We start from the raw sequence: 25815 nt of genomic DNA, 5'->3' as shown, positions 1-25815 counted from the left end.
CACGCAATTTAAATGAACGTTCGGCTGTTGGTATCGTCGGACTGCCGCGCGATGGATTTCCGAGCAATCGGTTTCCGCGCAACGACGAACCAGGATTCCGGCGCGCCTGGGAAGGACCGTCCTTCCACAATCTCGAAACCGGCCGCCTCGATCATCCCATTGAGTTCGGGTTTTGAGAACCGTCGCAGGAAAGGCGCGAAACCGACCGCCTGCATGACGAAGATCAGGGGGCGCCACAAGGGCGACATGTCGCGCAGGCAGGCGGTCTTCGAAATGAAATACCCGCCCGGCTTCACCAAGGCATGGGCACGCGAAACCGCGCCTTCCGCATCCGGCAACAGGTGCAGCAGGTTGAACGCCATGACCGCGTCGAACGACCCCCGTTGGAATGTCCCGTCTTCGAAATCAAGATCGCAAGCATCGCCGCAGACGAAGGAGACGTTGTCCCGGCCCTGGTCTTCCGCCCGGCCCCGCGCGATCCCGATCATGGCGGGTGAAATGTCGCTGCCGGTGATATGCGCGGCATCCCCCGCCAGTTTCACCGCCGTGCCGCCGGTACCGCAGCCGATTTCCAGCACCCGGTCGGTCTTCGACAGATAGGCGCGTGTGCGCTCCAGCGTCCGCTCATAGGCATCGACATTCTTGATCGGCCGTTGCGCATACTTGTCCGCATGTTTGTCCCAGAACTTCGCTGCAGCGATCATGTCCGCCTTCTTCCTGTGTCTGAAGCTGTCCGAATCCGGGCCGATCCGTTTGCCGCCCGTGCATAAACAAGCCACCCGCCCCCAGCGGTCGCACGGGTATAAACATGCATAAGTATAATAGGAATTGCGGATTTTCGGTGAGTATATATACGTATTTGCATGAATTGGGCAGCCGTCACTTTCGATTGGAATCAGGCGCGGGCCTTTCTCGCGACCGTCGAGGAAGGCTCGTTGAGCGCCGCTGCGCGGGTCCTGAAACAGACCCAGCCGACCTTGAGTCGCCAGGTCGCCGCCTTGGAGCAGGACCTGGGCGTCACCTTGTTCGAACGGGTTGGGCGCTCCCTCGTCCCGACCGCATCGGGGTTGGAACTGCTCGACCATGTGCGCGGCATGGGCGAAGCGGCGACGCGGGTGTCGCTCTCCGCTTCCGGCCAGTCCCAGGCGATCGAGGGCAGAGTGACGATCACCGCCAGCGACGGGCTATCCGCCTTCCAACTGCCGCCGATCCTGAAACGCCTGCGCGCGGAAGCCCCCGGCATCACGGTAGAGGTTGTCGTGTCCAACGAGATCCGCGATCTGCGCCTGCGCGAAGCGGATATCGCGATCCGCCATGTCCAGCCCGATCATCCGGACCTGATCGCCAAGCGCCTGCGCGACAGCATCGGCCATCTTTATGCCATGCCCGCCTATCTGGACCGGGCCGGCCGCCCCGCGACCCTTGCGGATTTGTCGGACCACGACGTCATCGGCCATGGCGACAATGCCCGCATGGCTGAATTCCTGGCCGATTTCGGTGTGACCCTGACCGACCGCAACTTCACCCTGTCGGCGGATAACGGCTTGGTGGTGCTGGAACTGGTGAAACAGGGATTAGGCATTTCAGCCCTATCGCGCGAAATGGCCGCGACCGTGCCCGCCCTGGAACCGGTCCTGCCCGACCAGCTCGCCATCCCCATCCCCGTCTGGCTCGTCACCCACCGCGAACTCCACACCAGCCGGCGCATACGGATTGTCTTCGATCTATTGGCGGCGATGTTGGGCCCCCAAACAAGTCCCATTACCCAATCTTGAAATTGTTCCTGAGCGCCAAGCCGAACAGGAAGATCAGGATCAAGGAAAGGATCGTCTGAGTGGTTCCCATCACCGCGACGAAGGTCGGCACCGCCGGTTCCTTCCGACCGCCGATATTCTGCACCCCATAAAGACAGGCCTGTATCTGGCGGTTCGTCTGCCCCAAAACACCGCCCGCGAAAATCAGGCTGTTCCGCGCGGACAGGGACCACGCCGACGAGACCGGATCGCCCGGAAGCCGTTCAAAGACGGGCCTTTGTAGATCGCGATCGTATTTCCCATCGGACGCACATTCCAATTCGGGCGATGCCGCCCCCGCAATGCTCTGCAACGCCGACAGGTAACCGAAATCTTTGGACTGGCTAGCCTGTAAATAGACCCCCGTGAACAAGAACAGGCAAAACGCCATCCAAGCGAGCGGCAGCACGAGCGACCGTCCGATATTGGAAAGGGCCTCGTAGATCCAAATGGCGTAGAGCTGCGGATGCAGGAACCAATAGTCATGGAACTGATGCGCCCTTAGTTCATCCGCGAAAAACTCCTGCTCCAGCTTATGGTCATGCCCTTCATCCGCCAACCGGCGCAGCGCGCGGTAGCGGGCGGCAAGGTTGTTGGGTTCCGCACGGTTCCGCCCCTTGAAGACGGACAGGGTTCCCGTCATAAGCCGTTCACCGAAAGGCCTATTGTCCCGCGGGTCGCCATGATAGAATCGCCAAAGGCGTCCCAGGCGCCGCGGGTGCAGTCGTAAATTGTCCACCCGCGGCGCCTGATTGAAGTCCATCTGCGAAAAATCCGGCACAGTCGCGAAGGTGCTGCCTTGTAACGTGAAAGCCCGCTCACTTTTCGCGGCCTCGAAACTGACATCCGCATACTCGCCAAGGAAACGTGCGTCCCGGAAACTTGTCGTTCCCGAGAAGGTTCCGGCGCTGAAACCCGCGCCGCCCTCAAACGTGGCCCCGCCGAAACCCGCGTTGCCCGTGAACGTGGCCCCGATGAAATACGCGTTGCCCTTGAACGTGGCCCCGCCGAAACCCGCGCCGCCCTCAAACGTGGCCCCGCCGAAACCCGCGTTGCCCGTGAACGTGGCCCCGATGAAATCCGCGTCGCCCTTGAACGTGGCCCCGATGAAATCCGCGTCGCCCGTGAACGTGGCCCCGCCGAAACCCGCGTTGCCCGTGAACGTGGCCCCGATGAAATACGCGTTGCCCTTGAACGTGGCCCCGCCGAAACCCGCGTTGCCCGTGAACGTGGCCCCGATGAAATCCGCGTCGCCCTTGAACGTGGCCCCGCTGAAATACGCGTTGCCCTTGAACGTGGCCCCGCCGAAACCCGCGTTGCCCGTGAACGTGGCCCCGATGAAATCCGCGTCGCCCTTGAACGTGGCCCCGCTGAAAGCCGCGTTGCCCTTTAACGTGGCCTCGCTGAAATCCGCGCGAAACGGGAAGACGAAATCATTGAAATCGCCGTCACCTTTGCCGAATTCTTGCTCCGAAAAATCGGCTCTGGCTTGCGCTTGCCAGGCATCGATTTGATCGTTGCCTTCGGGCGGGCGTTTCCCTTCCGGCCACGCCCCTTCTTCGGCAAAGGCCTTTCGCTGGGTGAGCATCTCATCCGCCCAGGCGTTCCACGCCTCCTTGCCCTGCTTGAAAAGGCCCCAGGTTTCTTCCCTGTTCATATACCGATGCCTCCCGTGCTCGATTGAGGCTACCGGGGCTTTGGCGAGGACGGCAACTTGAAATCGAGGTGGCAGGGTGAGCCACACCCTGCGTGGCGGTCCTCGCCCCTTGCGCGGAAACCTCTTTGGCCTTATATCCGCGCCTGGACCGGTTCACCCTTCCGTGATGGGCGTTTTGTTGCGGTGCGGTGCTTATCGGTGTAGTCTGTTGGTTCTGGATCACAGGCGGAGGACTTTCCGATGCGTAAGCTTTTTGTGACTGCCATTGCCGTTCTTGGTTTGACCGCGTTTGCCGCGGGCGCTTCTGCTTGCCCCTATATGGACCAAACCGCGTCCAAAGAGAAACCGACTACCACCGTCGCCAAGGGTAAGAGCGACCAGTCCACGACGTCCGAGACCGACAGCTAACAGCGAAGGCACAGGACGACGAAGGCGGGCCGCTCCGAAAAGGGCGGCCCGAAGTTTTTTGGACATCATTCCAGGAACTTGAACGGCCCGCCCGACCAAACCGAGGATGCTCGGGGCGGTGATTTCCGGGGATGACCGGCAGCGGCGGGCGGAGACCTCCACCCACCCCACCTTCGCAAACGAGTGCGGCCCTTTTGGGGCCTCGGCCAAGCCAGGGCATGGACAAAATGCCTGGAAATCCGCCGGGGAATTGAATCCCGCAGGGTCATGAGGTAAACAGCGCGCCGTCGAAGCAAAAAGGTGCGGCGCCGAATTTTTTGAGGAAAACCAACGATGGGTTATCGTGTTGCAGTGGTCGGGGCATCCGGCAATGTGGGCCGGGAATTGCTGAATATCCTGGCTGAACGTGAATTTCCGGCGGACGACGTGATCGCGCTCGCCTCCTCCCGCTCTCTCGGCCGGAAGGTCGGCTATGGGCTGGACCAGGAAATCGCGTGCCAGGATCTGGCCACTTTCGACTTCAAGGGCGTGGATATCGTCCTGTCTTCCCCCGGCGCGAAGGTTTCCGCCGAATATTCGCCCAAGGCCGCCAAGGCCGGCGCGGTGGTGATCGACAATACCTCGCATTTCCGGATGGACCCGGACGTGCCGCTGGTGGTGCCGGAAGTGAACCCGCAGGCGGTCGCCGGTTTCTCGAAGAAGGGCATTATCGCCAACCCCAACTGTTCCACCATTCAGATGGTCGTGGCGCTGAAGCCCCTGCACGACGCGTTCGGTATCCAGCGCGTGGTGGTTTCCACCTATCAATCCGTTTCCGGCGCCGGGCGCGAGGGGATGGACGAGTTGTTCAACCAGACCAAGGCCGTCTATGTGAACGACCCGATCACCAAGGAAAAGTTCACCAAGCAGATCGCCTTCAACTGCATTCCGCATATCGACAGCTTCATGGATGACGGGTCGACCAAGGAAGAATGGAAGATGGTGGTCGAAACCAAGAAGATCATGGACCCGAAGATCAAGGTTTCCGCCACCTGCGTGCGCGTTCCTGTCTTCATCGGCCATGCGGAATCGGTCAACATCGAAACCCGTGAGCCGATTTCCGCCGCGGAAGCGCGGGCGGTCCTGCGCAAGGCGCCGGGCATTTCCATGATCGATCACCGCGAGGACGAAGGCTATGTCACCCCGCAGGAAAGCGCGGGTGAGGACGCGGTCTATGTCAGCCGTATCCGCGACGATATCAGCGTCGAAAACGGCCTGAACATGTGGGTCGTCGCCGACAACCTGCGCAAGGGCGCGGCGCTGAACACGGTGCAGATCGCGGAAGTGCTGGTCAATAACGGCCACCTGCGGAAGGCAGCGTAAGACTTTGGGTGAATGACCGCTAATTTAGAGGGTCCTAAGTCCCGAACCTGATCGGTTTTCCGACAAGGGGGCACGGCACCGGTGATCGACCGGTATCGTGCCCCCATTTTCTTGAAAATCGAGATTTTATGGCGATGAAACCCGGCGAGAATGCTTCCATCCGCCTGCGAGGCACACTACCATCCGGCCAATGAGCGGGGATAACGACAAGTCAAACCAGAAAGATCCATCCGCCGGCAAAACGCCGGAGGGGGAAAATCTGTCTTCTTTTCTGAAGGACAAGGCGCCGACCATGTCCCGCATCCTTCAGGAGGAGGAGCAACGCGCCGCCGCCCTTGCCGCCGGCGATGGCAGCGACGAGTTGGACATGGCGTTGGAAGAGGACGACGCGGAACCCCCCGTCGAAGACCCCTTCGTCATTGTCGAGGAGGAAAGTTTCGACATCTCCTTCGATCATCTCGGTGATGATGAAACCGGTGACGGGGACGAACAGAAACCAACCTTCGCCCCCCAGGCGGATGAAACCCCTGAAGAGAACGGCTCGGATACAGACACACCGGCGGTTGATTCCGAGGACGACGAATTCGACGAAGACGATCTCGGCCCTCCCCTGCCCGACCTGTCCGGCCCCGCGATCGAAGAACCCGCGACCGATGCGCAGACGGGCGACGGGGAAACCGATGATCTCGCCGAGACAGACGCCGCCCCGGTTGACCCAGGCCCGGTTGAGCCAGACCCAGTTGAGCCAGATCCGGTTGAGCCAGACCCGGTTGAAACCGTAGATTCCGACGCGACTGAAGCCACGCTCGCGGAAGACCGGGCGGACGAAACGCCGGAAAATGCCGAACCGCTGAACCTGTCTGAATTTGACGAAGGCCCGGATAACGCCATTGGCGATGACGCGGAGCAAGGGATCCCGGAAGATGAACCTGCGGAAATCGAAGAGCTTGCCGCCGAAGACTCTCCGCTAGAAGACTCCCAGCATGATGATTCCGCCTCCGAGGAACCCACCCGTGAAGAACCCGTTCCTGAGGAACCGGCCCCGGAAGATACCGACGAGGAAGATGCCGACGAGGAAGATGTCCCCGATATCGAAATGGTGGATATTGACGATGTTCTGACGGAAGAAGCTGAGCCGGAAGCAGCGGCGGAATCTGCGTCCGAACCCGCACCCGATTTGACGCCCCAACCGACGGATGCCGAACCTTCCGAACCGGAAGACGAGTTCGCCGCTTGGGGTGAAGACGACGATGACGAGGATCTCGGCCCGCCCCTACCCGACCTTTCCGCACCGGACGGGGAAGAAGCCGACAGTGCTATGTTGGACCCGATGGATGACGGCGCGGCGGATGACAGCGCGTCCGATGACGTTCCAGACGGTGAAGGCACGGCGGATGATGACGCATCCGATGACGACGCAGCGTCCGATGAAAACGCGGGCGATGATATCGCTGCGGATGAGGCCGCGTCGGGTGAAGACGATTGGCCCGACGCGTCGGATATACCGGAACCTGAAAGCGCAGATACGGAAGCCGATACCCTAGACGCGGATTTGGACGAGGCGGAAGAAGAACTGACCCTGGAAATCGAGGGACTGGAGTTCCAACCGGGCGACCTTGTGGATAAGGCCGCGGAGGACACCGCCCCCGCCGACGAACTTCCCTCGACGGATCAAACCGACCCGGACGATCAGCCCGCGCCTGAACCCGATTTGACCGACGATGCGTCCGTGGACGCCGAACCGGAGGCCGCCACGCCGGAGCCGGCGCCCGAGGCTGGACCTGAGTCTGTACCCGAGCCGGCGCCGGGTATCGCGGAGCCGCCCAAACCGGTCTCTGTGCAGGAAGCCTTGATGGCGGCGATCGAATTGCACCGAAACGGCGATCTTGCAGGCGCGGCGCGGGGCTATGAAGCCTTGGTCCGCCGCTTCCCCAATTCGGCCGCCGGTTGGATCAACCTGGGAATCGTTCTGCGCCGGTTGGGCCGATTGGACGCGGCGTTGGCGTGTCTGCGCCGCGGCGTGATGCTGAACCCGAATGACGGGGCGGCCTGGTCCAATCTGGGCAACGCGTTGCGGGCGTCGAATTATCTGGAAGATGCGAAACGCGCCCAACTCAAGGCGCTCAGCCTGACCCCAGGCGCGGCGCAGATCCATTACAATATGGGCCTCGTCACCCGCGATTTCGGGGAACTGGCCGAAGCGGATGCCTGCTTCCGGCGCGCGGAACTTTTAGGCTATGACAATCCGGACCTGCCCTGGGACCAGTCGCTGACCGTGCTGTTGAGCGGCAATCTCGAAAAAGGTTTCGAAGCCTATGAGGCCCGTTGGGACTTGCCCGAAACCCAGCAGCGTTATGCCGCCCTTCCGCGCTGGCACGGCGAAGCTGAAAAAGACAAAACCATCGTTATCCATGCGGAACAGGGCCTGGGCGACAGCCTGCAGTTCTGCCGTTATGTGCCCACCCTGAAGTCCCGTGTGGGCCGGCTTGTTTTCGAAGTTCAGCCGCAACTGATCGATCTTTTGACCGCATCGCCCTTGTTTGACGGCGTCGAGATCCGCGCGCGGAATCACGAATTGGTCGAGGCGGATATGCAGATGCCGCTATTGAGCGCGCCGAACCTGTTGCCGTTGGGTGAAAGCGTGCTGCCAGGGCGTGAACCATATTTGACGCCGCCGCCGGACGGACCGCGCATCGGCGACAACGGCACCGGCCCACGCATCGGTATCGCCTGGGCCGGAAAGCCGACGCATAAGAACGATGCCAACAGGTCAGCGGGATTGAGCGCCTTTACCGCCCTGTTCGACGTATTGAATGCCCGTTTCTACAGCCTTCAAGTCGGTCCGGCACAGGCCGAGATCCAAGACCTGTCGCTTGGCGCCGTCATCCAAGACCTAAGTCCGGCAATCCGCAGTTTTGCGGATACCGCCTCCCTGCTCCAGGATCTGGACGTGGTCGTGACCGTGGATACATCGGTCGCGCATTTGGCCGGCGCGATGGGAAAACCGGTTTGGGTGATGCTGCCCTTTGCGCCCGATTGGCGGTGGCAACTGCGCCGCGAAGACAGCCCCTGGTATCCCAGCATGCGCCTGTTCCGACAAACCAGCCCGGGCGACTGGGACGAGGTCTTCATGCGGGTGCGGGCCGCCTTGGACGACTGGATTGCGGACCGGGATAGCGCCGAGGGCGCAAGCGAAACCTAGTCCGCTATCTGCCGCACGTCGAACCGGCGTGGCGGGGCGACGATCTCATCCTGCGCTTCGACCAGGGCCATTTCCCGGCGGCCGAGCTCCCGCGTTTTATCCAGCACCGCGTAGACCGCCGAAATGGTATCGCTCAGGGCAGCGCCCGGATCGTCCTTTTTCAGGATGGCGGCCAGGAACAGCGCGGCCGTCATATCGCCGGCACCGTTCGGGTTGATCGGGAAGGACAGTCGCGGCGTTTCGGCCAACCAAGCGCGGTCTTGCGATACCAACAGCATCTCGACCGCATCGGTGGGTCCGTCCTGGCGTTCCAAACTGGTGACCAGGACCAGCCGGGGGCCTTTCGCGCACAATCTGCGGGCCGCTGTGATCAGCTCGGGCAGGCTATCCCCCGTGAACGGGCTCATGGCCTGCAATTCGAATTTGTTGGGTGTCAGAATATCGGCACGCGGCAGCGCCGTTTCCTGCATGAAACCCGCAACGCCGTCCGACACATAGAACCCGCGCCCTTCGTCCCCCATCACCGGGTCGCAGCAATAGACCGCCTTGGGATTGGCGCCGCGCACGCGATCGACCAGGTTGGCCACCACCGATCCCAGGTCGGGATTACCGATATATCCGGTTAGAATCCCATCGCAGCCGGCGAAGATGCCGCGGTCTTCCATGCCCTGCAGGACATCCCGTACGGTTTCCGGCGACAAGGCCGGCCCGCGCCAACCGTCATAACCGGTATGGTTCGAGAACAGCACCGTATGGACCGGCCAAACGGTGACCCCCAGCCGCTGCAAGGGAAAGACCGCCGCCGAATTTCCGACATGCCCGAAGCTGACATGGGATTGGATCGAGATAACGTTCATGCTCACCGCGATACACGCCCCCCGAAGGACTGGCAAGCGCCCGGCTCAACGCATGGTGCCGGCCGGACGACCTTGTCAATCAAACACTGCCCGGTATCCTGCGCCAAGCGTGCAGCAACCAATTTGAATGGACGTAGACAATGGCCGCCACTTCCCGCCCCCGCCGCTCTGTCCTCTATATGCCGGGGTCGAATACCCGCGCGATGGAGAAAGGCCGGTCGCTTCCCGCCGACGCCCTGATCCTGGACCTTGAGGACGCCGTTGCGCCGGATGCGAAGGAACAGGCCCGCGTCAACATCCATGACGCATTGGCCCAAGGCGGCTACGGCAAACGCGAAATCCTCGTCCGTGTGAATGCCCTCGACACCGCTTGGGGTGAGGACGACCTGGCCGCCATGGCGACCGTTGGCGCGGACGGCATTCTGCTGCCCAAGGTCGAAAGCGCCGAAACCGTCCTGACCGCCCAGAACATACTGGATGACAATGGCGGCCCCGCGGATCTGGCGATCTGGTGCATGATCGAAACCCCGCTTGGCGTGCTGCATGCTGAAGAGATCGGGAAATCCTCCCCGCGTCTGGGCGGTTTCGTGATGGGCACATCGGATCTGGCCAAGGATCTGCATTGCCTGCATACGCCGGACCGCCTGCCATTCATGACCAGCCTGAACATGTCGGTGCTGGTGGCCCGTGCCTTCGGCCTTGCCATACTCGATGGCGTTCATCTGGACCTGTCCGACTTGGTCGGTTTCGAGGCGTCCTGCAAGCAGGGGCTGGAACTTGGCTTTGACGGCAAAACGCTTATCCATCCCAAGACGATCGACACCGCCAATGCCGTATTCGGTCCGACCGCGGAAGAAGTCGACCGCTCGGCCAAAATCATCGAAGCCTTCGAAACCGCAACGGCCGAGAGCAAGGGGGTCGTGTTGCTGGACGGCAAATTGGTCGAAAATCTGCATGTGGAGAATGCCAAACGCGTGTTGGCCCTGGCCGCAATGATCCGGGAACTGGAAGCCGAGCAAGCCTGACCCGTTGCATCATTTTCGCGCGCCCGAAAATGCATCCTGCTGGATTCCAGCATGGAACGTGTGTAAAGCGCGACGATGACGAACAATCTAAAGGGTGCAGTCTTCATCATCCTGTCCTGCGGCTTCATTGCCGCCACCTCTGCGATTGCCAAGCAATTGGGCCCGGAGGGCGGCGCAGGGTTGCATCCCTTGCAGGTATCATTCGGCCGTTTCCTGTTCGGCTTTCTGACGCTTTTGCCAATCGCCTTGATCACGCGGCCAACCTTCTCAGGTACAAAATGGACCCTGCATGTCTCGCGTTCCATTTTCGGATGGGCGGGCGTATCCAGCATGTTTGCGGCCGTCGCCCTGATGCCGCTGGCGGAGGCGACCGCGATCAGTTTTCTGAGCCCCTTTTTCACCATGATCTTGGCTATTCTGTTTTTGGGGGAACGGGCCGGCCCCTGGCGCTGGGGGGCGGCCGCGGTCGCCTTCACGGGCGTCCTGATCCTAACCCAACCCGGTACCAGCGCCTTTCAACCCAGCGCCTTGATCGCTCTTATGGCCGCAATGTTCATGGGCGCCGAATTGACCCTGATAAAAAGACTGACCGGCACCGAGCCGCTTTTGCGCATACTGCTCATCAACAACTTTATCGGCACCGTCATTTCCGGGTGCGCAGCCTATGCATTCTGGGAACCGGTGAGCATGCCGCAATGGGGCATGTTGGCCGCCATCGGCATTATCATGGTGACGGCGCAATCCTTGTTCGTCCGCGGCATGCGTTTGGGCGAAGCGAACTACGTCGCGCCCTTCATGTACACGACACTGCTTTACGCCGCGCTTTATGGCGTATTGTTCTTCGGTGAAATGCCCTCCGCCCCGACGTTTGGCGGCGCAGCCTTGATTCTGACCGGCGCGGCCGTTCTGGGATGGCGCGAACGACGAGCCGCTGTGAAGGAGCCGGTGGCGATCCCCTTTCCGGACCGTTAACTCAGCCCTTCACCCTGCACGCTCTCCCAATTCTCACTATCGTGTAATGTGATAATCTGAAATCGGTTCGGACCATGAGGACAGCGGCCCGATGCTGAATAAACCCGCTACGTCTTTGCCAAAGCACGCTCCACGAAGAGTAACCGGTCCTGACCATAGAAAGCCTCGCCATCGACCGCATAGGTCGGTGCGCCGATATAGCCGCGCGCCACCATTTCCTCGGAGTTGGCTTTGACCACAGCCTGGATCGCTGGTGAAAGCGCCTTGCCGCGCAGGTCTTCCGAATCGAAGCCACAGCGCGCGCAAAGAGTATCCGTGACCGAAGGATCTGATATATCCGTGTCGTCCCGCCACAACGCCGCCAGAAGTTCGAAGCTCAAACAGTCGACATCTCCCGCCCCGCCGGTATCGACATGATCCTGCGCCGCGGCAACAAGACCTGACGGCAGTTCCATCGTCCCATAGTGATGAACCGGATCGGGATTGATGGGAATGCCGAGGTATTCGCCCCAGCGCTCCATGTCTCTTTCCTGCATCCGCCACCAGGCTTTGGATCGCTTCTCGAAGGGAACACCGCCGGCCGCGGGAACGACAATGGATAGCAAAACCGGCCGATGCACGACCCGGCGTCCGTATCGGTCGGCCAAAGCGTAAAGCCGCTGGGCGCCGAGATATGTGAAGGAGGAACGTATCGAATAGAAATACTCTATTTCCCTTGCGCCAGCCTTATTCGCACCTTCCACCATCGCCTTCCCCTTCCGTTCCGGGTTAGTGTCGTGAACTGCTTGTTCACCGTCAGCATTCGCTCCAAGCAACAACAAAAGTCAAATGACAGCTCTGCTAGCGCCCATCTTATCGGCTATTTTCCCCATCTTCGCCGTGGTGGTGTTGGGCTCTGCCTTGCGGCGCAGCGGGTTCCTCGCCCAGACTTTCTGGGACGGGTTGGACAAGGCGATCTTCTGGGTGCTGTTCCCCTGCCTGCTCTTTTCCGTGACCGGCCAGGCCGACCTCAGCGGGCCGGACACGGCGAATATGGCGATCGTTCTGGTGGCGTCTACCTTGGCAACGGCACTTCTCGCCTGGTTGTGCAAACCGTTGATTGGCTTGCCCGAGCGCTCCTTCGTCGCGGTCTATCAAAGCGCCTTCCGCATGAACGCATATGTCGGCCTTGCCGCCAGCGCATCGCTATTGGGCGCGTCCGGCTATGCCTTCGCGGCCATCGCCGTCGCCATCGTCGCCCCCCTGATCAACACGCTCGGCGTAATCGCCCTGGCGGGCATGAACGGGCGTGCCAGCGGAACGCGGCCTTCCATCTTAAGCCTTGCCCGCAGCGTCATCGCCAACCCGTTGATCCTGTCCACGCTGGCCGGGGCGATCATCAATTTGGCCGACCTGCCCTTTCCCGATGCCCTTTGGGACACGACGGGCGTCATCGGAAAGGCAGCCCTGCCGATGGCCTTGCTCAGCGTCGGCGCGGGCTTGCGTCTGCGGGCGCTGAAATCGGCGGGTTGGCCCGTGGCGATCGGCGCCTTTCTGAAGCTTATCGCCGCCCCCGCCATCACCGTGGCTGCCGCCTTGGCGCTCGGCTTTTCCGGGCCGGCTGCCCTTGTCGCCGTCATCTTCACCGCACCGCCGGCAAGCGTCAGTTCCTATCAGATGACAAAGGCCATGGGGGGCGACGCGGACTTGATGGCGGCCTCCATCACCGTTCAGACCGTCGCCGCGGCGCTGACGATGACCCTCGTGCTACTCTACGCCACGTCTCTGTTTCTTCCGAACGGTCTGTAACGCAGGTTTCAACACCATTTGCGCTATCCGCGTTGCCGGTTTGGGCGACCGCCCGTATAACGGCAGCGTTCTGAAGGACACTTTTGGCATTTCGGACAATCGGGGCCGACATAATGATCTTGGTAACAGGTGGTGCGGGTTTTATCGGGTCGAATTTGGTCGCGGGTCTAACCGGGGCCGGACTGGGTCCGGTCGCCGTCTGCGATATGTTCGGCCATGACGCCAAATGGAAAAACCTGGCCAAGCACCCGGTGCATGAGGTTGTCGACCCGACGGAACTGCCATTGTTCCTCGATCAAAGCGGCACCTCGATCGAGGCCGTCTTCCATATGGGCGCGATTTCCGCGACGACGGAGACCGATGTTGACCTGATCATGCGCACCAATCTGACGCTGAGCCAGTCGCTGTGGCGGTTCTGTATCGATGCCGATTGCCCGTTCATCTACGCATCCTCAGCCGCGACCTATGGCGACGGATCACAGGGCTTCACCGACGACAACGATGCGGCGGCCTTAGCCGCGCTTAGGCCGTTGAACCCATACGGCTGGTCGAAGAAATTGTTCGACGACTATACGATCACCGAAGCCGCTGCCGGTAGCGCGCCGCCGTTCTGGGCCGGATTGAAGTTCTTCAACGTCTATGGCCCCAACGAATACCACAAAGGTGGCCAACGATCCGTCGCCCATCAATTGTTCGAACAGATCCGCGACACCGGGCAGGTCAAGCTCTTCAAGTCCCACCATCCCGATTATGAGGATGGCGGGCAGTTGCGCGACTTCGTTCATGTGGACGATTGCGTGAAGTTGATGCTCTGGCTACTGCGTGACCGGCCGGAAAGCGGCGTCTACAATTGCGGTACCGGCAAGGCCCGAAGCTTTAAGGACCTGGCACTCGCTACCTTCGCCGCAATGGGCAAAGAAGCGAAGATTGACTTCATCGACACACCGGAAGCGATCCGGCGCCATTATCAATATTTCACCGAAGCGGACATGACCCGGGTTCGCGGTGCAGGCTATGACGCCAATGTGATGAGCCTGGAAGATGGCATCGCAGGTTACGTTAAAGATTTCCTGGCCACCGACGACCCGTACCGGTAAGCCGCTTCAGGCCCGACACGAACGGAACACGGCATGCCCTTTCCCGATATCAGCCCCATCGCCCTTGAACTGGGCCCCATCGCGATACGGTGGTACGCGTTGGCCTATCTGGCTGGGATCATCATTGGTTGGCGCTATTGCATGGCAATGGCCAAGCGTCTTCCAACAGGCGTCTCTGCGGCGGATATGGACGACTTCATGGTCTGGGCAGTCGCGGGCATTATCCTGGGCGGACGGCTTGGACAGGTGATCTTCTATCAGCCGGGCCATTTCCTGCAGCACCCGCTTGAGATCTTCATGGTCTGGCAAGGCGGTATGGCTTTCCATGGGGGATTGTTGGGCGTAATCGCCGCCATGGTGATTTACACAAGACGGCGTGACATCCCCTTCTTCGCCTTCACGGATCTGATCGCCCTGGCCGCCCCAATCGGCATTTTCTTTGGACGGATCGCCAACTTCATCAATCAGGAGCATTTCGGCCGTCCGGCGGATGTGCCCTGGGCCATCATCTTCAATACGGACGCTCTGCAAGTCCCCCGCCACCCAAGCCAGCTTTACGAAGCGGCTATGGAAGGGTTGATCCTGTACCTCACAGTGGCGGCTGTCGCGCATGGGACACGGGCACTGCGGCAGCCGGGCATCGTCACCGGCATCTTCCTGATCGGCTATGCCATCGCGCGGATGATAGGCGAGTTCTTTCGGGAGCCGGAAGTTTTCGTCGAGAGCCTGCCCTTCGCCACGACCTGGGGCCAATGGCTATCTTTACCGATGCTGGCCGTCGGGCTCTATGTCCTGCGCCTGGGCTTGACACGGCAACCGGTGGCCCAGCCCGCGAAATGACGCCGCTGGAAGAATATTTGAAACGGTGCATTGCGCTCGACGGTCCGCTGACCGTCGCGGATTTCATGGCCGCGGCACTTGGCCATCCGCAATACGGCTATTACCGCACACGCGATCCGCTGGGCATGGCTGGCGACTTCACAACCGCGCCGGAAATAAGCCAAGTCTTCGGTGAATTGATCGGTTTGTGGATGGCGGAGATGTGGCGGCTGCATGGGTCGTCAACCGGGGTGCGGCTCGTCGAACTGGGGCCAGGCCGGGGCACCTTGATGGCCGATATGCTGCGCGCCGCGTCGCGCATGCCGGGATTTCTGGATGCCATAACCATTCATATGGTGGAAACGAGCCCCACTCTTCGCCGGGCACAGGGGCAGGCCCTTGCGGCCTACGCAAAGGTCACATGGCACGACAATCTCACCGAGGTACCGGACGGACAGATGCTGCTGGTCGCCAACGAATTCCTGGATGCCCTGCCAATCCATCAACTGGTCCGAACTGAAAAGGGTTGGTGTGAGAAACTGGTCGTCTGGGACGAATCCACCGACCGCCCGGTCTTCGGTCTCTCGCCCGGCGCCAGCCCGGTCGAGAACCTGCTGGCGGACAACGTTCGCCGCAATTCTGAAATCGGGGCCGTGGCGGAAGTTTCACCGCATTCACTCGCCGTCGCGACGGAAATCGCTCAACGGCTTCAATCCGGTATCGCCGCCTTGATCGTCGACTATGGCTATCGTGACAGCGCCGCTGGGGACACGCTGCAGGCGGTTAAGAATCACGACTACGCGCCCGTTCTGGACAATATCGGGGAAGCGGACCTGACCGCCCATGTGGACTTCGCCGCCGTTGGACGGGCGGCCGCCGAGGCTGGCGCCACGCCCCACGGACCAATCACCCAACGGGATTTCATGCTGGATTTGGGTGCTTTGCACCGCCGGGATGCACTTCTGGCGCGGGCAACGCCCGCGCAAGCGAAGGTGATCAAAACCAGCGTACAGCGGTTGATAGATCCCAAGGAAATGGGCACGTTGTTTAAAGTGATGGCCGTGACCGCAAACAGCGAGGCTGCGGCAAACCCGCCCCCGGGTTTCTGAACGCCGCCACGGAAACCGGACGGAAGACTGCCAACATGACCGACGAAACACCGACCCCCATCATCGCCAGCGACCTCGCCGCCCTGCGCGGCGTCCGCCATGGTTTCTTCACCCGCAAGGGCGGCGTCAGCGGCGGCCTTTACGCTTCCCTCAATATCGGGCTCGGATCCGACGACGAAAAATCCGCGGTTGTGGAGAACCGACGTCGCACGATGGCGGCGCTGGATCTGCCGGAAGCCGCACTGACCACGGTCTACCAGGTCCACGGCGCGACGGCGGTTCCGGCCACCAAGCCATGGCTTCACGCAGATGCGCCGAAGGCTGACGGAATTGTGTCCAATTCACCGGGTGTCGCCCTTGGAATTGCGACAGCCGATTGCGCGCCCGTTCTATTCGCCGACGAAAAGGCTGGCGTTATCGGGGCCTGTCATGCCGGATGGAAAGGCGCACATGGGGGCATCACCGACGCGACGATCGCCGCGATGGAAACTCTAGGCGCCCACCGGACCGACATCATCGCGGTGGTCGGTCCCTGCATCGCCCAAAAATCCTACGAGGTCGGTGCGGAATTCCGCGATTCTTTCCTGGACCTGGATTCCGTCTATGACCGTTATTTTGTACCGGGCGTGCGGCAGGACAAATACCAATTCGACCTGCCCGGGTTCGTAATTTCCAAATTGGAGAACGCGGGCATTGCATTGGCGCGTTGGCTGGGTCGAGACACCAAGGCGGAAGAGGACGAGTTCTTCAGCTATCGCCGGACGACCCTGAACGGCGAGAAGGATTACGGCCGACTGCTGTCGACCATCGCCCTTGCCGATTGAGGCGGCGAACACCAGGACCGGAGGCGTGCAATGGCACTTCATTTCAGTGAACAGGAACTGGCCGGGCGACGCGCAGCAGCCTGCGCCGCAATGCAGGAACAACGCCTGGATGGCCTGCTGATCACTCGTCAGGAAAGCATGTTCTATCTGACGGGTTACGACACCTTCGGCTATGTGTACTTCCAATGCCTGTATCTCGGCGCGGATGGGGATTGTTTTCTGCTCACACGCGCGCCCGACCTTCGCCAGGCAAAGCACACCAGCACCATCGCCGAGGTCCATGTCTGGAAAGATGTTGAAGGCGCGGAGCCCCATCGCGAATTGCGCGATCTTCTCCACCAACGGGGGCTGGCCGGGAAACATCTTGGGGTCGAATACGAAAGCTATGGCCTGACCGCCGCCAGCGGCAAGAAGCTGGATGCGGCCTTGGACGGGTTCGTGACCCTTTCCGACGCGTCGACATTGGTCAGCCGACTGCGCCTGATCAAAAGCTCGGCGGAATTGGGCTATGTGCGCAAGGCCGGTGAATTGGGCGATCATGCCTTGGCGGAAGCCCATAGACTGGCACGTCCCGGCGCGGATGAGGGAGAAATTCTGGCCGCGATGCAGGCGGCAGTCTTCGCTGGCGGCGGTGACTACCCGGGCAACGAGTTCATCATCGGATCCGGCGACGATGCCCTGCTGTGCCGTTACAAATCCGGCAGGCGCGTGTTGGACGACGTGGATCAATTGAACCTGGAATTCGCCGGCGCCTACCGGCATTACCACGCGGCCCTCTTCCGCACCGTACCGATCGGCAAAGCCGATCCACTACATATCGAATATCACAAGGCGGCACAGGACGCGCTGCTGGCCTGCGAGGACGCCTTGACCCCGGGGCATACGGCGGGCGATGTCTTCGATGCCCATGCAAAAGTCCTGGACGCCGCCGGCCTAGCCGACCATCGAATGAACGCCTGCGGTTATTCCCTTGGCACTACCTTCGCGCCGAACTGGATGGACTGGCCGATGCTCTACCATGGCAATCCGGTCGAAATGCGTCCCGGCATGGTCTTCTTCATCCACATCATCATCTTCAACTCGGATGCCGGGATCGCCCAATGCCTTGGGCGGACATCCATCGTGACGGAAACCGGGGCGGAATCACTCTCGACCGCCGGCCTGGAACTTTTCCTTGGCGAATAGGCGGAACGGACACCGATAGGGATGCCTTGGCTGATCCAATTGATGGCGCTGACGGCGCTGGCCATGCTGGTCGGCTGCCTCATGCTTGGCATGCCCGGGGGCTGATATGCGAATACAGACCCTGTCGTGGCGCTGTGTTCTGGCGGCCGTCCTGACAACGATTCTTCTTTCAGCCTGCGGTCCGGTTCCCCAGCCATTCCGGCAAGACGCGAATACGAAGGCGCGCACGACCCTGGCGCGTGCCACGATCACCAGCGGCATTCGAGTCTTGCCGGTTGCAGGAATGCAATTGGAACAGGGCGCGGCACTAAGCGAAGTCCTGGCAGAAAAACTGCGGGATATGGGAACGGTGGCTACCACCAGCGACGCCTTGCGCAACGCCCATTTCCTCAGTCCCAACGTCATAAACCGTGATGGGATCGTTCTGATCCGGTGGGACCTTTTCGACCCCGACGGCGTTCAACGCGATACCGTGATCGCAAAGGCCCCGACGCCTGCCCAATTGAATGCCTTGCTCACCGGACGGACGAAAAGCCTGCGGGAAATGATCGGGTATGTTGCCGGCCGCCTGCACAAGACATTGAACCCACGCTCGACCAACCCTGCCGTAGAGCGCACGGCAAGACTGGCGATTGGCACGATATCGGGCGCACCGGGCAATGGCGCGGAAGATCTATCCCGCGCGGCAATCGCGGTTTTTTCCCGTGCCGGAATCTCCATGGCCAACAGCAACGACGCACCAGACCTTTTGCTGAACGCTGAAATTTCACTGTCACCGATTGACGCAGACAATGACTTGTTGACCCTTGCCTGGTCCATTGACGCCCCGGACGGAAGACAGGTCGGACGTCTCGTCCAGGAAAGCGCCATACAAAAAGGGACATTGGACGGTCCGTGGCGGGGCCTAGCCTATGACGCCATTCTCGGACTGGTCGACTCCCTCCAAGAGGTTCAAGAGGCGTATAAGCAGGGTGCTTGAGATGTTCGCCGCGGAAATAATTTGACTGAACGGCAACAGAATACCGTCTGTTTTCCACGGACCCTTCCTCAGTCGTTTACAGTCCGGAAAGGCCTTGTTATAGAACTTCCGGGCCGAAGGAGTGTGCGACGCGCACTGCGGCGGGACCCGGTCTTCGGAAGACTCTGACGGCAAAACGGAACAAGACAAAAAGATATGCCTGATGCGATTTCCGGAAAGGTCACAAGTTCAACGTCACAGACTGATTGGTCACGGGCTCTGACGGCACCATGAAAATTCTTTCCGGCAACTCAAACAGGCCCCTTGCCGAGGCTATTTCCGCTTATTTGCAGGTTCCTCTCACGAAGGCGGCAATCCGCCGATTCTCCGACATGGAGATTTTCGTAGAGATTCAGGAGAACGTGCGCGGTGAGGATGTGTTCGTCATTCAATCGACGAACTATCCCTGCAACGACAACCTGATGGAACTGCTGATCATGATTGATGCGCTACGCCGGGCATCGGCGCGGCGGATCACGGCGGTCATCCCCTATTTCGGATATGCGCGTCAGGATCGGAAAACCGGGCCGCGGACGCCGATTTCCGCGAAACTTGTCGCTAACCTGATCGAAACGGCAGGCGCTAACCGCGTTCTGACCATCGATCTGCATGCCGGACAGATTCAGGGCTTCTTCGACGTCCCCACCGACAATCTTTTCGCCCTGCCGGTTCTGCATACGGACCTGTCCGGGAACCTGGAAAACGGCAACACCGTCGTCGTTTCTCCGGATGTCGGCGGCGTGGTTCGGGCAAGGGCCCTGGCGAAACGCCTGGATGCCGAATTGGCCATCATCGACAAACGCCGCGAACGGGCGGGCGTTTCGGAAGTCATGCACATCATCGGTGATGCGAAGGGCAAGGACTGCGTTCTAATCGACGATATCGTCGACAGCGCGGGCACGCTGTGCAATGCCGCCGTCGCCTTGATGGACGCGGGTGCCAATTCCGTGCAGGCCTATGTGACGCATGGCGTGCTGTCCGGTGGCGCAGTGGCGCGTGTTTCGGCTTCGCCGATGAGCTCGCTTGTGGTCACGGACAGTATTATGGCGACTGAAGCGGTCCGGGTCAGCGACACGGTTCGACAGGTCTCCATCGCGCCGCTGTTGGCTGAAGCAATCCATCGAATCAGCGAAGAACGCTCGGTTTCGAGTCTTTTCGACTAGGTCCATCTGGCAGGTGAGGCCTTGCTGCGCGGCGCTTTCCGCCAATTCCGGGTTTGACTTCGCGTCGCGCCCGGCATAAAGAAGCGCCGCTTTCACATACTGATGTGATACGAGCGCCCCCGGCACCCCTGGAGGTCGGTGGGTTCATCCGCATTGGATAGCCAACGCTTGAAGGAGTTTAACATGGCTGATGCGCATACGATTCCCGCGAAACCGCGGGACCGGGCCGGTAAGGGGGCAGCCCGGGCCGTCCGTCGCGAAGGGCTCGTGCCCTGCGTCGTTTACGGTGAAAACAAAGATCCCCTCTCGATCTCGATCGATCCCCGTGTGATCATGAAGGGCCTGATTGAAGGTCACTTCTTCAACACGATCTATGCGATCGACGTCGAAGGCGGCAAAAACGAACGCGCCCTGCCGCGTGATGTTCAGTTCCACCCTGTAACGGATGCCCCGTTGCATGTGGATTTCCTGCGCATCGGCCGTAATACCCGGATCAGCGTTGCCATTCCTGTTGTCTTCGCGAACGAAGAGAACTGCCCTGCCTTGGCTGAAGGTGGCCAGCTCGCCATCAACCGCCACGAAGTCGAAGTGAATTGCTCGGCCAACGACATTCCCGAAGAATTCGTTGCGGACCTCACCGGCCTGCAGATCGGCGATACCATTCGTATCTCCAGCATTACGCTGCCGGACGGTGTAGAGCCGACCATCACCGACCGTGACTTCGTCATTGCCAACCTGCAGGCCGCGACTATCGCCGAGCCGGTTGAAGACGAAGAAGGTGAAGAAGGCGAAGAAGGCGAAGGCGCAGAGGAAGCTTCGGAAGAAGAAGGCTCCGCGGACGAGGAGTCCGAGGAGTAACCCCCTCTCATGCTGCTTATCGTCGGACTCGGCAATCCGGGACCGAAATACGAACGAAACCGGCACAATGTCGGCTTCATGGCGGTGGACGAGATCGTCCGCCGCCATTCGTTTGGTCCGTGGCGCGCACGGTTTCAGGCACAGGTTTCCGAAGGCCAGATCGGCGGTCGGAAAGTGATGGTCATGAAGCCGATGACCTTCATGAACGAAAGCGGCAAAGCCGTTGGCGAAGCAGCCCGCTTTTTCAAAATCGCCGCTGAAGACATTTGGGTCTTCTATGACGAACTGGACTTGGCTTCGGCGAAGTTGAAGGTGAAACAGGGAGGCGGGCATGCGGGCCATAACGGTTTGCGCAGCATCGACGCCCATCTGGCAAAAGATTTAGGCAAAGAGTATTGGCGCGTCCGGATCGGGATCGGCCATCCAGGGGACAAGGCGAAGGTTCATGGCCATGTCCTCGGCGATTTCTCGAAGGCCGAGTGGCCGACGACGGAAAAACTGATCGACGCCATGGCAGACGCCTTCCCCACATTGGTGGAACGCGGATATTCGGACTTTATGTCGAAAGTCGCGTTGATCCTGAAGCCGGCGCGACATACGGGACCGGACGGACCTGCCAGCAGCCCCAGCGCCAAAACAGCGAGCGCCGGCGGCGAAACAAACATTCCGGCGGCCACCGCCGGCGACAAGGACAAAAACCGGATCGACTCAGCCCTGGCACAAGCTATGGCCAAGGTCGGGCTGGGTCGAAAGAACAAGGATTGAGGAGTAGTCCCGATGGGATTCAATTGCGGCATAGTCGGGCTTCCAAACGTCGGTAAGTCGACCCTGTTCAACGCGCTGACCGCGACCCAGGCCGCTGAGTCGGCCAACTACCCTTTCTGTACGATCGAACCGAATGTCGGTCGCGTTGCCGTGCCCGACCCGCGTTTGGAGACCCTCGCGAAACTGGCGAAATCCGGGAAAATCATTCCCACCCAGCTTGAATTCGTCGACATCGCCGGCCTGGTGAAAGGCGCGTCCAAGGGTGAAGGACTTGGCAACCAGTTCCTGGGCAATATTCGCAGCGTCGACGCCATCGTCCATGTTTTGCGCTGTTTCGAAAGCGATGACATCACCCATGTCGAAGGCAGCGTCGATCCGATCCGCGATGCGGAAACGGTCGAGACCGAATTGATGATTGCCGACATGGAGGCGATGGAAAAGCGCCTGAACGACCGGGAAAAGCGCGCGAAGGGCGGCGACAAGCAGGCCAAGGCCGAAGTCGACGTCATCACCGCTGTGCTGGACGTGTTGCGCGACGGCAAACCGGCCCGGATAGCCGATATCTCGAAGGAACAGGGGCCTATCTACCGCAGCTTTCAGCTTCTGACGGCGAAGCCGGTGCTGTACGTCTGCAATGTCAGTGAAGATGAAGCGGCGACGGGAAACCAGCATACCGAAAAAGTCGCAGCCAAAGCCGCCGCCGAAGGGGCGCAAAGCGTCGTCATTTCCGCCGCCATCGAGGCAGAGATCGCGCAGCTTGGATCCGCAGAGGAAAAGGCCGAGTTCCTGGAGAGCATCGGCCTGGCGGAAACCGGTCTGACACAGGTCATCCGGGCCGGATACGCATTGTTGGAGCAGATCACTTTCTTCACCATCGGCCCGAAGGAAGCACGCGCCTGGACCGTGAAGGCCGGTTCTTCCGCCCCCCAGGCAGCCGGTGAAATCCATACGGATTTCGAACGGGGCTTCATCGCGGCCGAAACCATCGCTTGTGACGATTATATCGCAAACGGCGGCGAGGGCGGCGCGAAAGAAGCCGGCAAGATGCGCCTGGAAGGGCGCGACTACATCGCCAAAGACGGCGATATCTTCAACTTCCGCTTCAACGTCTAACCCCCTGCCTTTCAACTCGCCGATATCTCAACGAATCGGTTAAAGTCCGCGCGGCGCAATCGCGCCTTGGCCGTCACCGGACTTGTTACCTATTGGGAACTGGACACTATCCAGGTTCAGTCTAGGGTATCGGCCAATCAAAAACGGGGGACATCGGAGGAACCTAAGAATGGGTCAGTTCATTACGCTTAAAGCGTCGGACGGGCATGAATTTGCAGCCTACAAGGCGGACGCCAACGGCGTATCCCAGGGTGGCTTGGTCGTCGTTCAGGAAATTTTCGGTGTCAACGAGCATATCCGGTCGGTCTGCGATCGATTTGCCGAGAAGGGCTTCAATTGCATTGCTCCGGCACTGTTTGATCGTATCGAACGGAATGTGGAACTGGGCTATTCAGCGGATGACGTAGCCCGAGGGCGCGCATTGAAGACCGCGAGCCTCGACGCCCCCGCCCTGCTTGATGTCACCGCGGCAATGGAAACCCTGCCGCCCGGCGGCAAAGGCATCGTCGGTTATTGCTGGGGCGGGTATATTTCCTGGATCGCAGCAACGTCATTGGACGGTTTGGACGCAGCCGTCTGTTACTATGGCGGCGGCATTCACACCAAGGCCAAAGAAACTCCGAAATGCCCAACAATGCTGCATTTCGGTGAGCGGGACGCCCATATCACACCGGAACATGTCCAGGCGATTCGGGAAAACCATCCCGACCTGCCGATCATGATGTATGACGCGGATCACGGCTTCAACTGCGACATGCGTGGATCTTACGACAAGGCCTCGGCGACACTGGCCCTCGACCGCACCGTCGACTTCTTCAAACAGAACTTCTGATCTCAATGCCGCGAAACGCTCCCCGCCCTGGTCGAGGTATCGACCATCTTGTGCTCTGCGTCAGGAACCTGGATGCGGCGGCTGAGATGTATGAACGCCTGGGATTCACGTTGACGCCCCGGGCCAGCCACGACTGGGGCACCGACAACCGGTTGGTCCAGGTCGAGGGAAGCTTTCTGGAAATCATCGAGGTCGCCCATCCGGACAAGCTTTTGCCGGAACGCGATGGGGCTTTCGGTTTCGGCAATTTCATCCACCGGTATCTGCAAAATCGGGAAGGTTTTGGGATGCTGGTCTTCGAGAGCGGTGACGCGGAGGCGGACCGGAAAGAATTCGCCGAAAACGGCCTGTCCAATTTCGAACGGTTCGACTTTGAACGCAAAGCGACCCTGCCGGACGGATCGACGGTTACCGTGGGATTCTCACTATCCTTCGTGCACCGACCGGAATGCCCGGATGCCGCCTTTTTCGTCTGTCAGCAGCACGCGCCGGAATACTTCTGGAAACCGCATTTCCAGAAACATAGGAACGGCGCCCGCGCGATTGGGGAAGTGGTCTTGATCGCGGACAACCCGGGCGACCTGCAGTTCCTGTTCGAAGGCCTGCAACAGCCTGAAAGCGTGGCGCTTGAAGACGGTATCCTCAGGGCGGAAACCGCACGTGGTTGGATGTCGGCAATGACACCGGAAGCCTATCGGGATTGGTTCGGTTCGATAGCCCTGGACAAGGTCGACGCGCCGAAAGGCCCACATCTGGCAGCATTCCGGGTCCTGGTCGACAACCTCGCCGAAACGGAAAAGCTGCTGGGTGAGGCGGGAGTGGCAGCCCATTGGGCCAAAGCCGGCCTTGTCGTGCCGGCGCCAAGCCTATTTGGCGTGACCCTCGCTTTCGTCCAAGCTGTGGAACAAGAAACCGCCAGCGGACCGATGTTAGCCCTGCCGTCCGCCTAGGGCAAAATCCTCCATCAGCGCTTGCATGTCTGCCCGACCTTCCGTCCGGTAGCCTTCCGTAACGCCCCGCCGGTCACCCTCCGAGCGGTTCTGAGACAATTTCCATTTTCCCTCCAACCGAGTCAGAGAAACTTCCACGACCGTTATGCCCTTCATCATACGGTCAATGTACTCATCCGGCGCATCGGACACTTTCCACGGCTCAGGAAATTCGGCCTCGAAATGATCCGTTAATGCCGTGAGATGACGCCGCATCGCAATCGGGTCTTCAACGGCGCGTCCCGTGCCATAAGCGTGGACAACGGCAAAATTCAATGTCGGTACAACCTTGCCTGTCTCGGCCTTGGTCGGATACCAAGCTGGTGTGACGTATGCGAGCGGCCCTTGAAAAATAAATAGAACCTCAGCCCCCTCGGCAATCAGCGCGGGTTGCAAATTCGGTTTGGCGAAATGGCATCGAATGATCCCTTTCGCCCCACCTTCACGGTCAATTTCAACGGGAACATGGCTGGCGATCATGCCCTCAGGACCGTTCGACACCGCCGTTGCCACCCCCAATGAAGACATCAGACCGAATACCAGATCCGGATCCTTTTGTTCGAATGCCTGCGGCATATACATGAACAACTCTCCTAAAAAATGTGCGAGTTCATTTACCTGTCGTGGCTTTTGACAGCGCCGCGCCCGTCCGCAAAGCGCCTATTTTCGTGTCACAATTTTAACCAGCGTTGACTGCGTGACCGAGAATATCATGGACTTACAATTTTCTTATTCTTAACAGTAAGTTACCGGATATTTGGCAAAACGACCATATGGTGTATCCGGGTATGAATTCTCTGTCTAAACCTTGGTGACAGTGACATTTGACGGTATCGTTGCCCCCGCGAGATAGGAAAGAAACGGGCCAAAAAAACCACGTTGATTTCTCGAATAACAGTGTTATCGTTATATGCGCGACACCTACTATCAGGGTGCATTAAAGAGCCTTCGCGGGAAGCGTTCATTGAACGCCGGGTCA

24 protein-coding genes are annotated in these 25815 nt (G+C 60.1%); 19 read left to right on the top strand and 5 right to left on the bottom strand.

Features of this window, described 5'->3' with window-relative positions:
* Positions 1–8: 8 nt before the first annotated feature.
* Positions 9–704: a class I SAM-dependent methyltransferase gene (locus EOI86_RS01270; RefSeq protein WP_127763338.1), complete on the bottom strand. Its 696-nt coding sequence runs from the start codon at positions 702–704 to the stop codon at positions 9–11.
* 159 nt (positions 705–863) lie between these two features.
* Here EOI86_RS01270 and EOI86_RS01265 point away from each other — a divergent pair, with 159 nt between their 5' ends.
* Positions 864–1775, top strand: coding sequence for a LysR family transcriptional regulator (locus EOI86_RS01265; protein WP_127763337.1), 912 nt, complete (start codon positions 864–866; stop codon positions 1773–1775).
* Here EOI86_RS01265 and EOI86_RS01260 read toward each other — a convergent pair.
* Positions 1762–3450, bottom strand: coding sequence for a pentapeptide repeat-containing protein (locus tag EOI86_RS01260; RefSeq protein WP_127763336.1), 1689 nt, complete (start codon positions 3448–3450; stop codon positions 1762–1764). The two genes, EOI86_RS01265 and EOI86_RS01260, sit on opposite strands and share 14 nt — an antisense overlap.
* A gap of 240 nt (positions 3451–3690) precedes the next feature.
* On the opposite strand from EOI86_RS01260, the gene EOI86_RS24455 reads away from it, so the two are divergent.
* From EOI86_RS24455 to EOI86_RS01250, 3 genes are all read left to right on the top strand, one after another.
* The gene (locus EOI86_RS24455; RefSeq protein ID WP_153811687.1) at positions 3691–3858 is read left to right on the top strand and encodes a hypothetical protein; all 168 of its coding nucleotides are present in this window, start codon (positions 3691–3693) and stop codon (positions 3856–3858) included.
* Positions 3859–4191: 333 nt separating this feature from the next.
* On the top strand, positions 4192–5220 hold the full coding sequence (locus EOI86_RS01255; protein WP_127763335.1) for an aspartate-semialdehyde dehydrogenase: 1029 nt from the start codon (positions 4192–4194) through the stop codon (positions 5218–5220).
* 190 nt (positions 5221–5410) lie between these two features.
* A complete protein-coding gene (locus tag EOI86_RS01250; protein WP_127763334.1) occupies positions 5411–8422 on the top strand; it encodes a tetratricopeptide repeat protein in 3012 nt (1003 codons plus the stop codon).
* On the opposite strand, the gene pdxY is transcribed toward EOI86_RS01250, so the two are convergent.
* Positions 8419–9279 (bottom strand): pyridoxal kinase PdxY, encoded by an 861-nt coding sequence (pdxY, locus tag EOI86_RS01245; RefSeq protein ID WP_127765064.1) that lies wholly within the window; start codon positions 9277–9279, stop codon positions 8419–8421. The two genes, EOI86_RS01250 and pdxY, sit on opposite strands and share 4 nt — an antisense overlap.
* 140 nt (positions 9280–9419) lie before the next feature.
* On the opposite strand from pdxY, the gene EOI86_RS01240 reads away from it, so the two are divergent.
* Together EOI86_RS01240 and EOI86_RS01235 are read left to right on the top strand one after the other, a co-directional pair.
* Positions 9420–10304: an HpcH/HpaI aldolase/citrate lyase family protein gene (locus EOI86_RS01240; RefSeq protein ID WP_127763333.1), complete on the top strand. Its 885-nt coding sequence runs from the start codon at positions 9420–9422 to the stop codon at positions 10302–10304.
* Between the two features lie 75 nt (positions 10305–10379).
* Positions 10380–11276, top strand: a complete 897-nt coding sequence (locus tag EOI86_RS01235) for a DMT family transporter (RefSeq protein ID WP_127763332.1) — start codon at positions 10380–10382, stop codon at positions 11274–11276.
* 107 nt (positions 11277–11383) lie between these two features.
* Here EOI86_RS01235 and EOI86_RS01230 read toward each other — a convergent pair whose 3' ends face one another.
* On the bottom strand, positions 11384–12022 hold the full coding sequence (locus EOI86_RS01230; RefSeq protein ID WP_127763331.1) for a 2-hydroxychromene-2-carboxylate isomerase: 639 nt from the start codon (positions 12020–12022) through the stop codon (positions 11384–11386).
* An 82-nt stretch (positions 12023–12104) separates the two neighbouring features.
* Between EOI86_RS01230 and EOI86_RS01225 the strand changes: the two genes are divergently transcribed.
* The 13 genes from EOI86_RS01225 (at position 12105) to EOI86_RS01165 (ending at position 24797) form a co-directional block, all read left to right on the top strand.
* Positions 12105–13064: an AEC family transporter gene (locus tag EOI86_RS01225; RefSeq protein WP_127763330.1), complete on the top strand. Its 960-nt coding sequence runs from the start codon at positions 12105–12107 to the stop codon at positions 13062–13064.
* Between the two features lie 113 nt (positions 13065–13177).
* The gene (rfaD, locus tag EOI86_RS01220) at positions 13178–14161 is read left to right on the top strand and encodes an ADP-glyceromanno-heptose 6-epimerase (protein WP_127763329.1); all 984 of its coding nucleotides are present in this window, start codon (positions 13178–13180) and stop codon (positions 14159–14161) included.
* 33 nt (positions 14162–14194) lie between these two features.
* Complete coding sequence (lgt, locus tag EOI86_RS01215; protein ID WP_127763328.1) at positions 14195–15001, top strand: prolipoprotein diacylglyceryl transferase; 807 nt, start codon at positions 14195–14197, stop codon at positions 14999–15001.
* 17 nt (positions 15002–15018) lie between these two features.
* Positions 15019–16089 (top strand): class I SAM-dependent methyltransferase, encoded by a 1071-nt coding sequence (locus EOI86_RS01210; protein ID WP_240035542.1) that lies wholly within the window; start codon positions 15019–15021, stop codon positions 16087–16089.
* Between the two features lie 35 nt (positions 16090–16124).
* Positions 16125–16913, top strand: a complete 789-nt coding sequence (gene pgeF, locus EOI86_RS01205) for a peptidoglycan editing factor PgeF (RefSeq protein ID WP_127763326.1) — start codon at positions 16125–16127, stop codon at positions 16911–16913.
* 30 nt (positions 16914–16943) lie between these two features.
* Positions 16944–18098, top strand: coding sequence for a M24 family metallopeptidase (locus tag EOI86_RS01200; protein ID WP_127763325.1), 1155 nt, complete (start codon positions 16944–16946; stop codon positions 18096–18098).
* A 106-nt stretch (positions 18099–18204) separates the two neighbouring features.
* Positions 18205–19077: a hypothetical protein gene (locus EOI86_RS01195; protein WP_127763324.1), complete on the top strand. Its 873-nt coding sequence runs from the start codon at positions 18205–18207 to the stop codon at positions 19075–19077.
* A 269-nt stretch (positions 19078–19346) separates the two neighbouring features.
* Entirely contained in the window at positions 19347–20279 is a 933-nt protein-coding gene (locus tag EOI86_RS01190) for a ribose-phosphate pyrophosphokinase (RefSeq protein ID WP_127763323.1), read from the top strand.
* A gap of 183 nt (positions 20280–20462) precedes the next feature.
* Positions 20463–21137 carry a 50S ribosomal protein L25/general stress protein Ctc gene (locus tag EOI86_RS01185; RefSeq protein WP_127763322.1) on the top strand — a complete coding sequence of 225 codons (675 nt, stop codon included), beginning with the start codon at positions 20463–20465 and terminating at the stop codon, positions 21135–21137.
* A 9-nt stretch (positions 21138–21146) separates the two neighbouring features.
* The gene (gene pth / locus EOI86_RS01180; RefSeq protein WP_127763321.1) at positions 21147–21902 is read left to right on the top strand and encodes an aminoacyl-tRNA hydrolase; all 756 of its coding nucleotides are present in this window, start codon (positions 21147–21149) and stop codon (positions 21900–21902) included.
* A gap of 12 nt (positions 21903–21914) precedes the next feature.
* On the top strand, positions 21915–23015 hold the full coding sequence (ychF, locus tag EOI86_RS01175) for a redox-regulated ATPase YchF (protein ID WP_127763320.1): 1101 nt from the start codon (positions 21915–21917) through the stop codon (positions 23013–23015).
* A gap of 169 nt (positions 23016–23184) precedes the next feature.
* The gene (locus EOI86_RS01170) at positions 23185–23847 is read left to right on the top strand and encodes a dienelactone hydrolase family protein (protein WP_127763319.1); all 663 of its coding nucleotides are present in this window, start codon (positions 23185–23187) and stop codon (positions 23845–23847) included.
* Positions 23848–23852: 5 nt separating this feature from the next.
* Positions 23853–24797: a VOC family protein gene (locus EOI86_RS01165; protein WP_127763318.1), complete on the top strand. Its 945-nt coding sequence runs from the start codon at positions 23853–23855 to the stop codon at positions 24795–24797.
* On the opposite strand, the gene EOI86_RS01160 is transcribed toward EOI86_RS01165, so the two are convergent.
* The gene (locus EOI86_RS01160) at positions 24777–25418 is read right to left on the bottom strand and encodes an FMN-binding negative transcriptional regulator (protein WP_127763317.1); all 642 of its coding nucleotides are present in this window, start codon (positions 25416–25418) and stop codon (positions 24777–24779) included. The genes EOI86_RS01165 and EOI86_RS01160 overlap by 21 nt on opposite strands.
* Between the last annotated feature and the right edge of the window lie 397 nt (positions 25419–25815).

Source organism: Hwanghaeella grinnelliae (genome assembly GCF_004005845.1).
GTDB lineage: Bacteria > Pseudomonadota > Alphaproteobacteria > UBA8366 > Aestuariispiraceae > Hwanghaeella > Hwanghaeella grinnelliae.
This window is presented reverse-complemented; position numbering and strand designations above follow the sequence as displayed.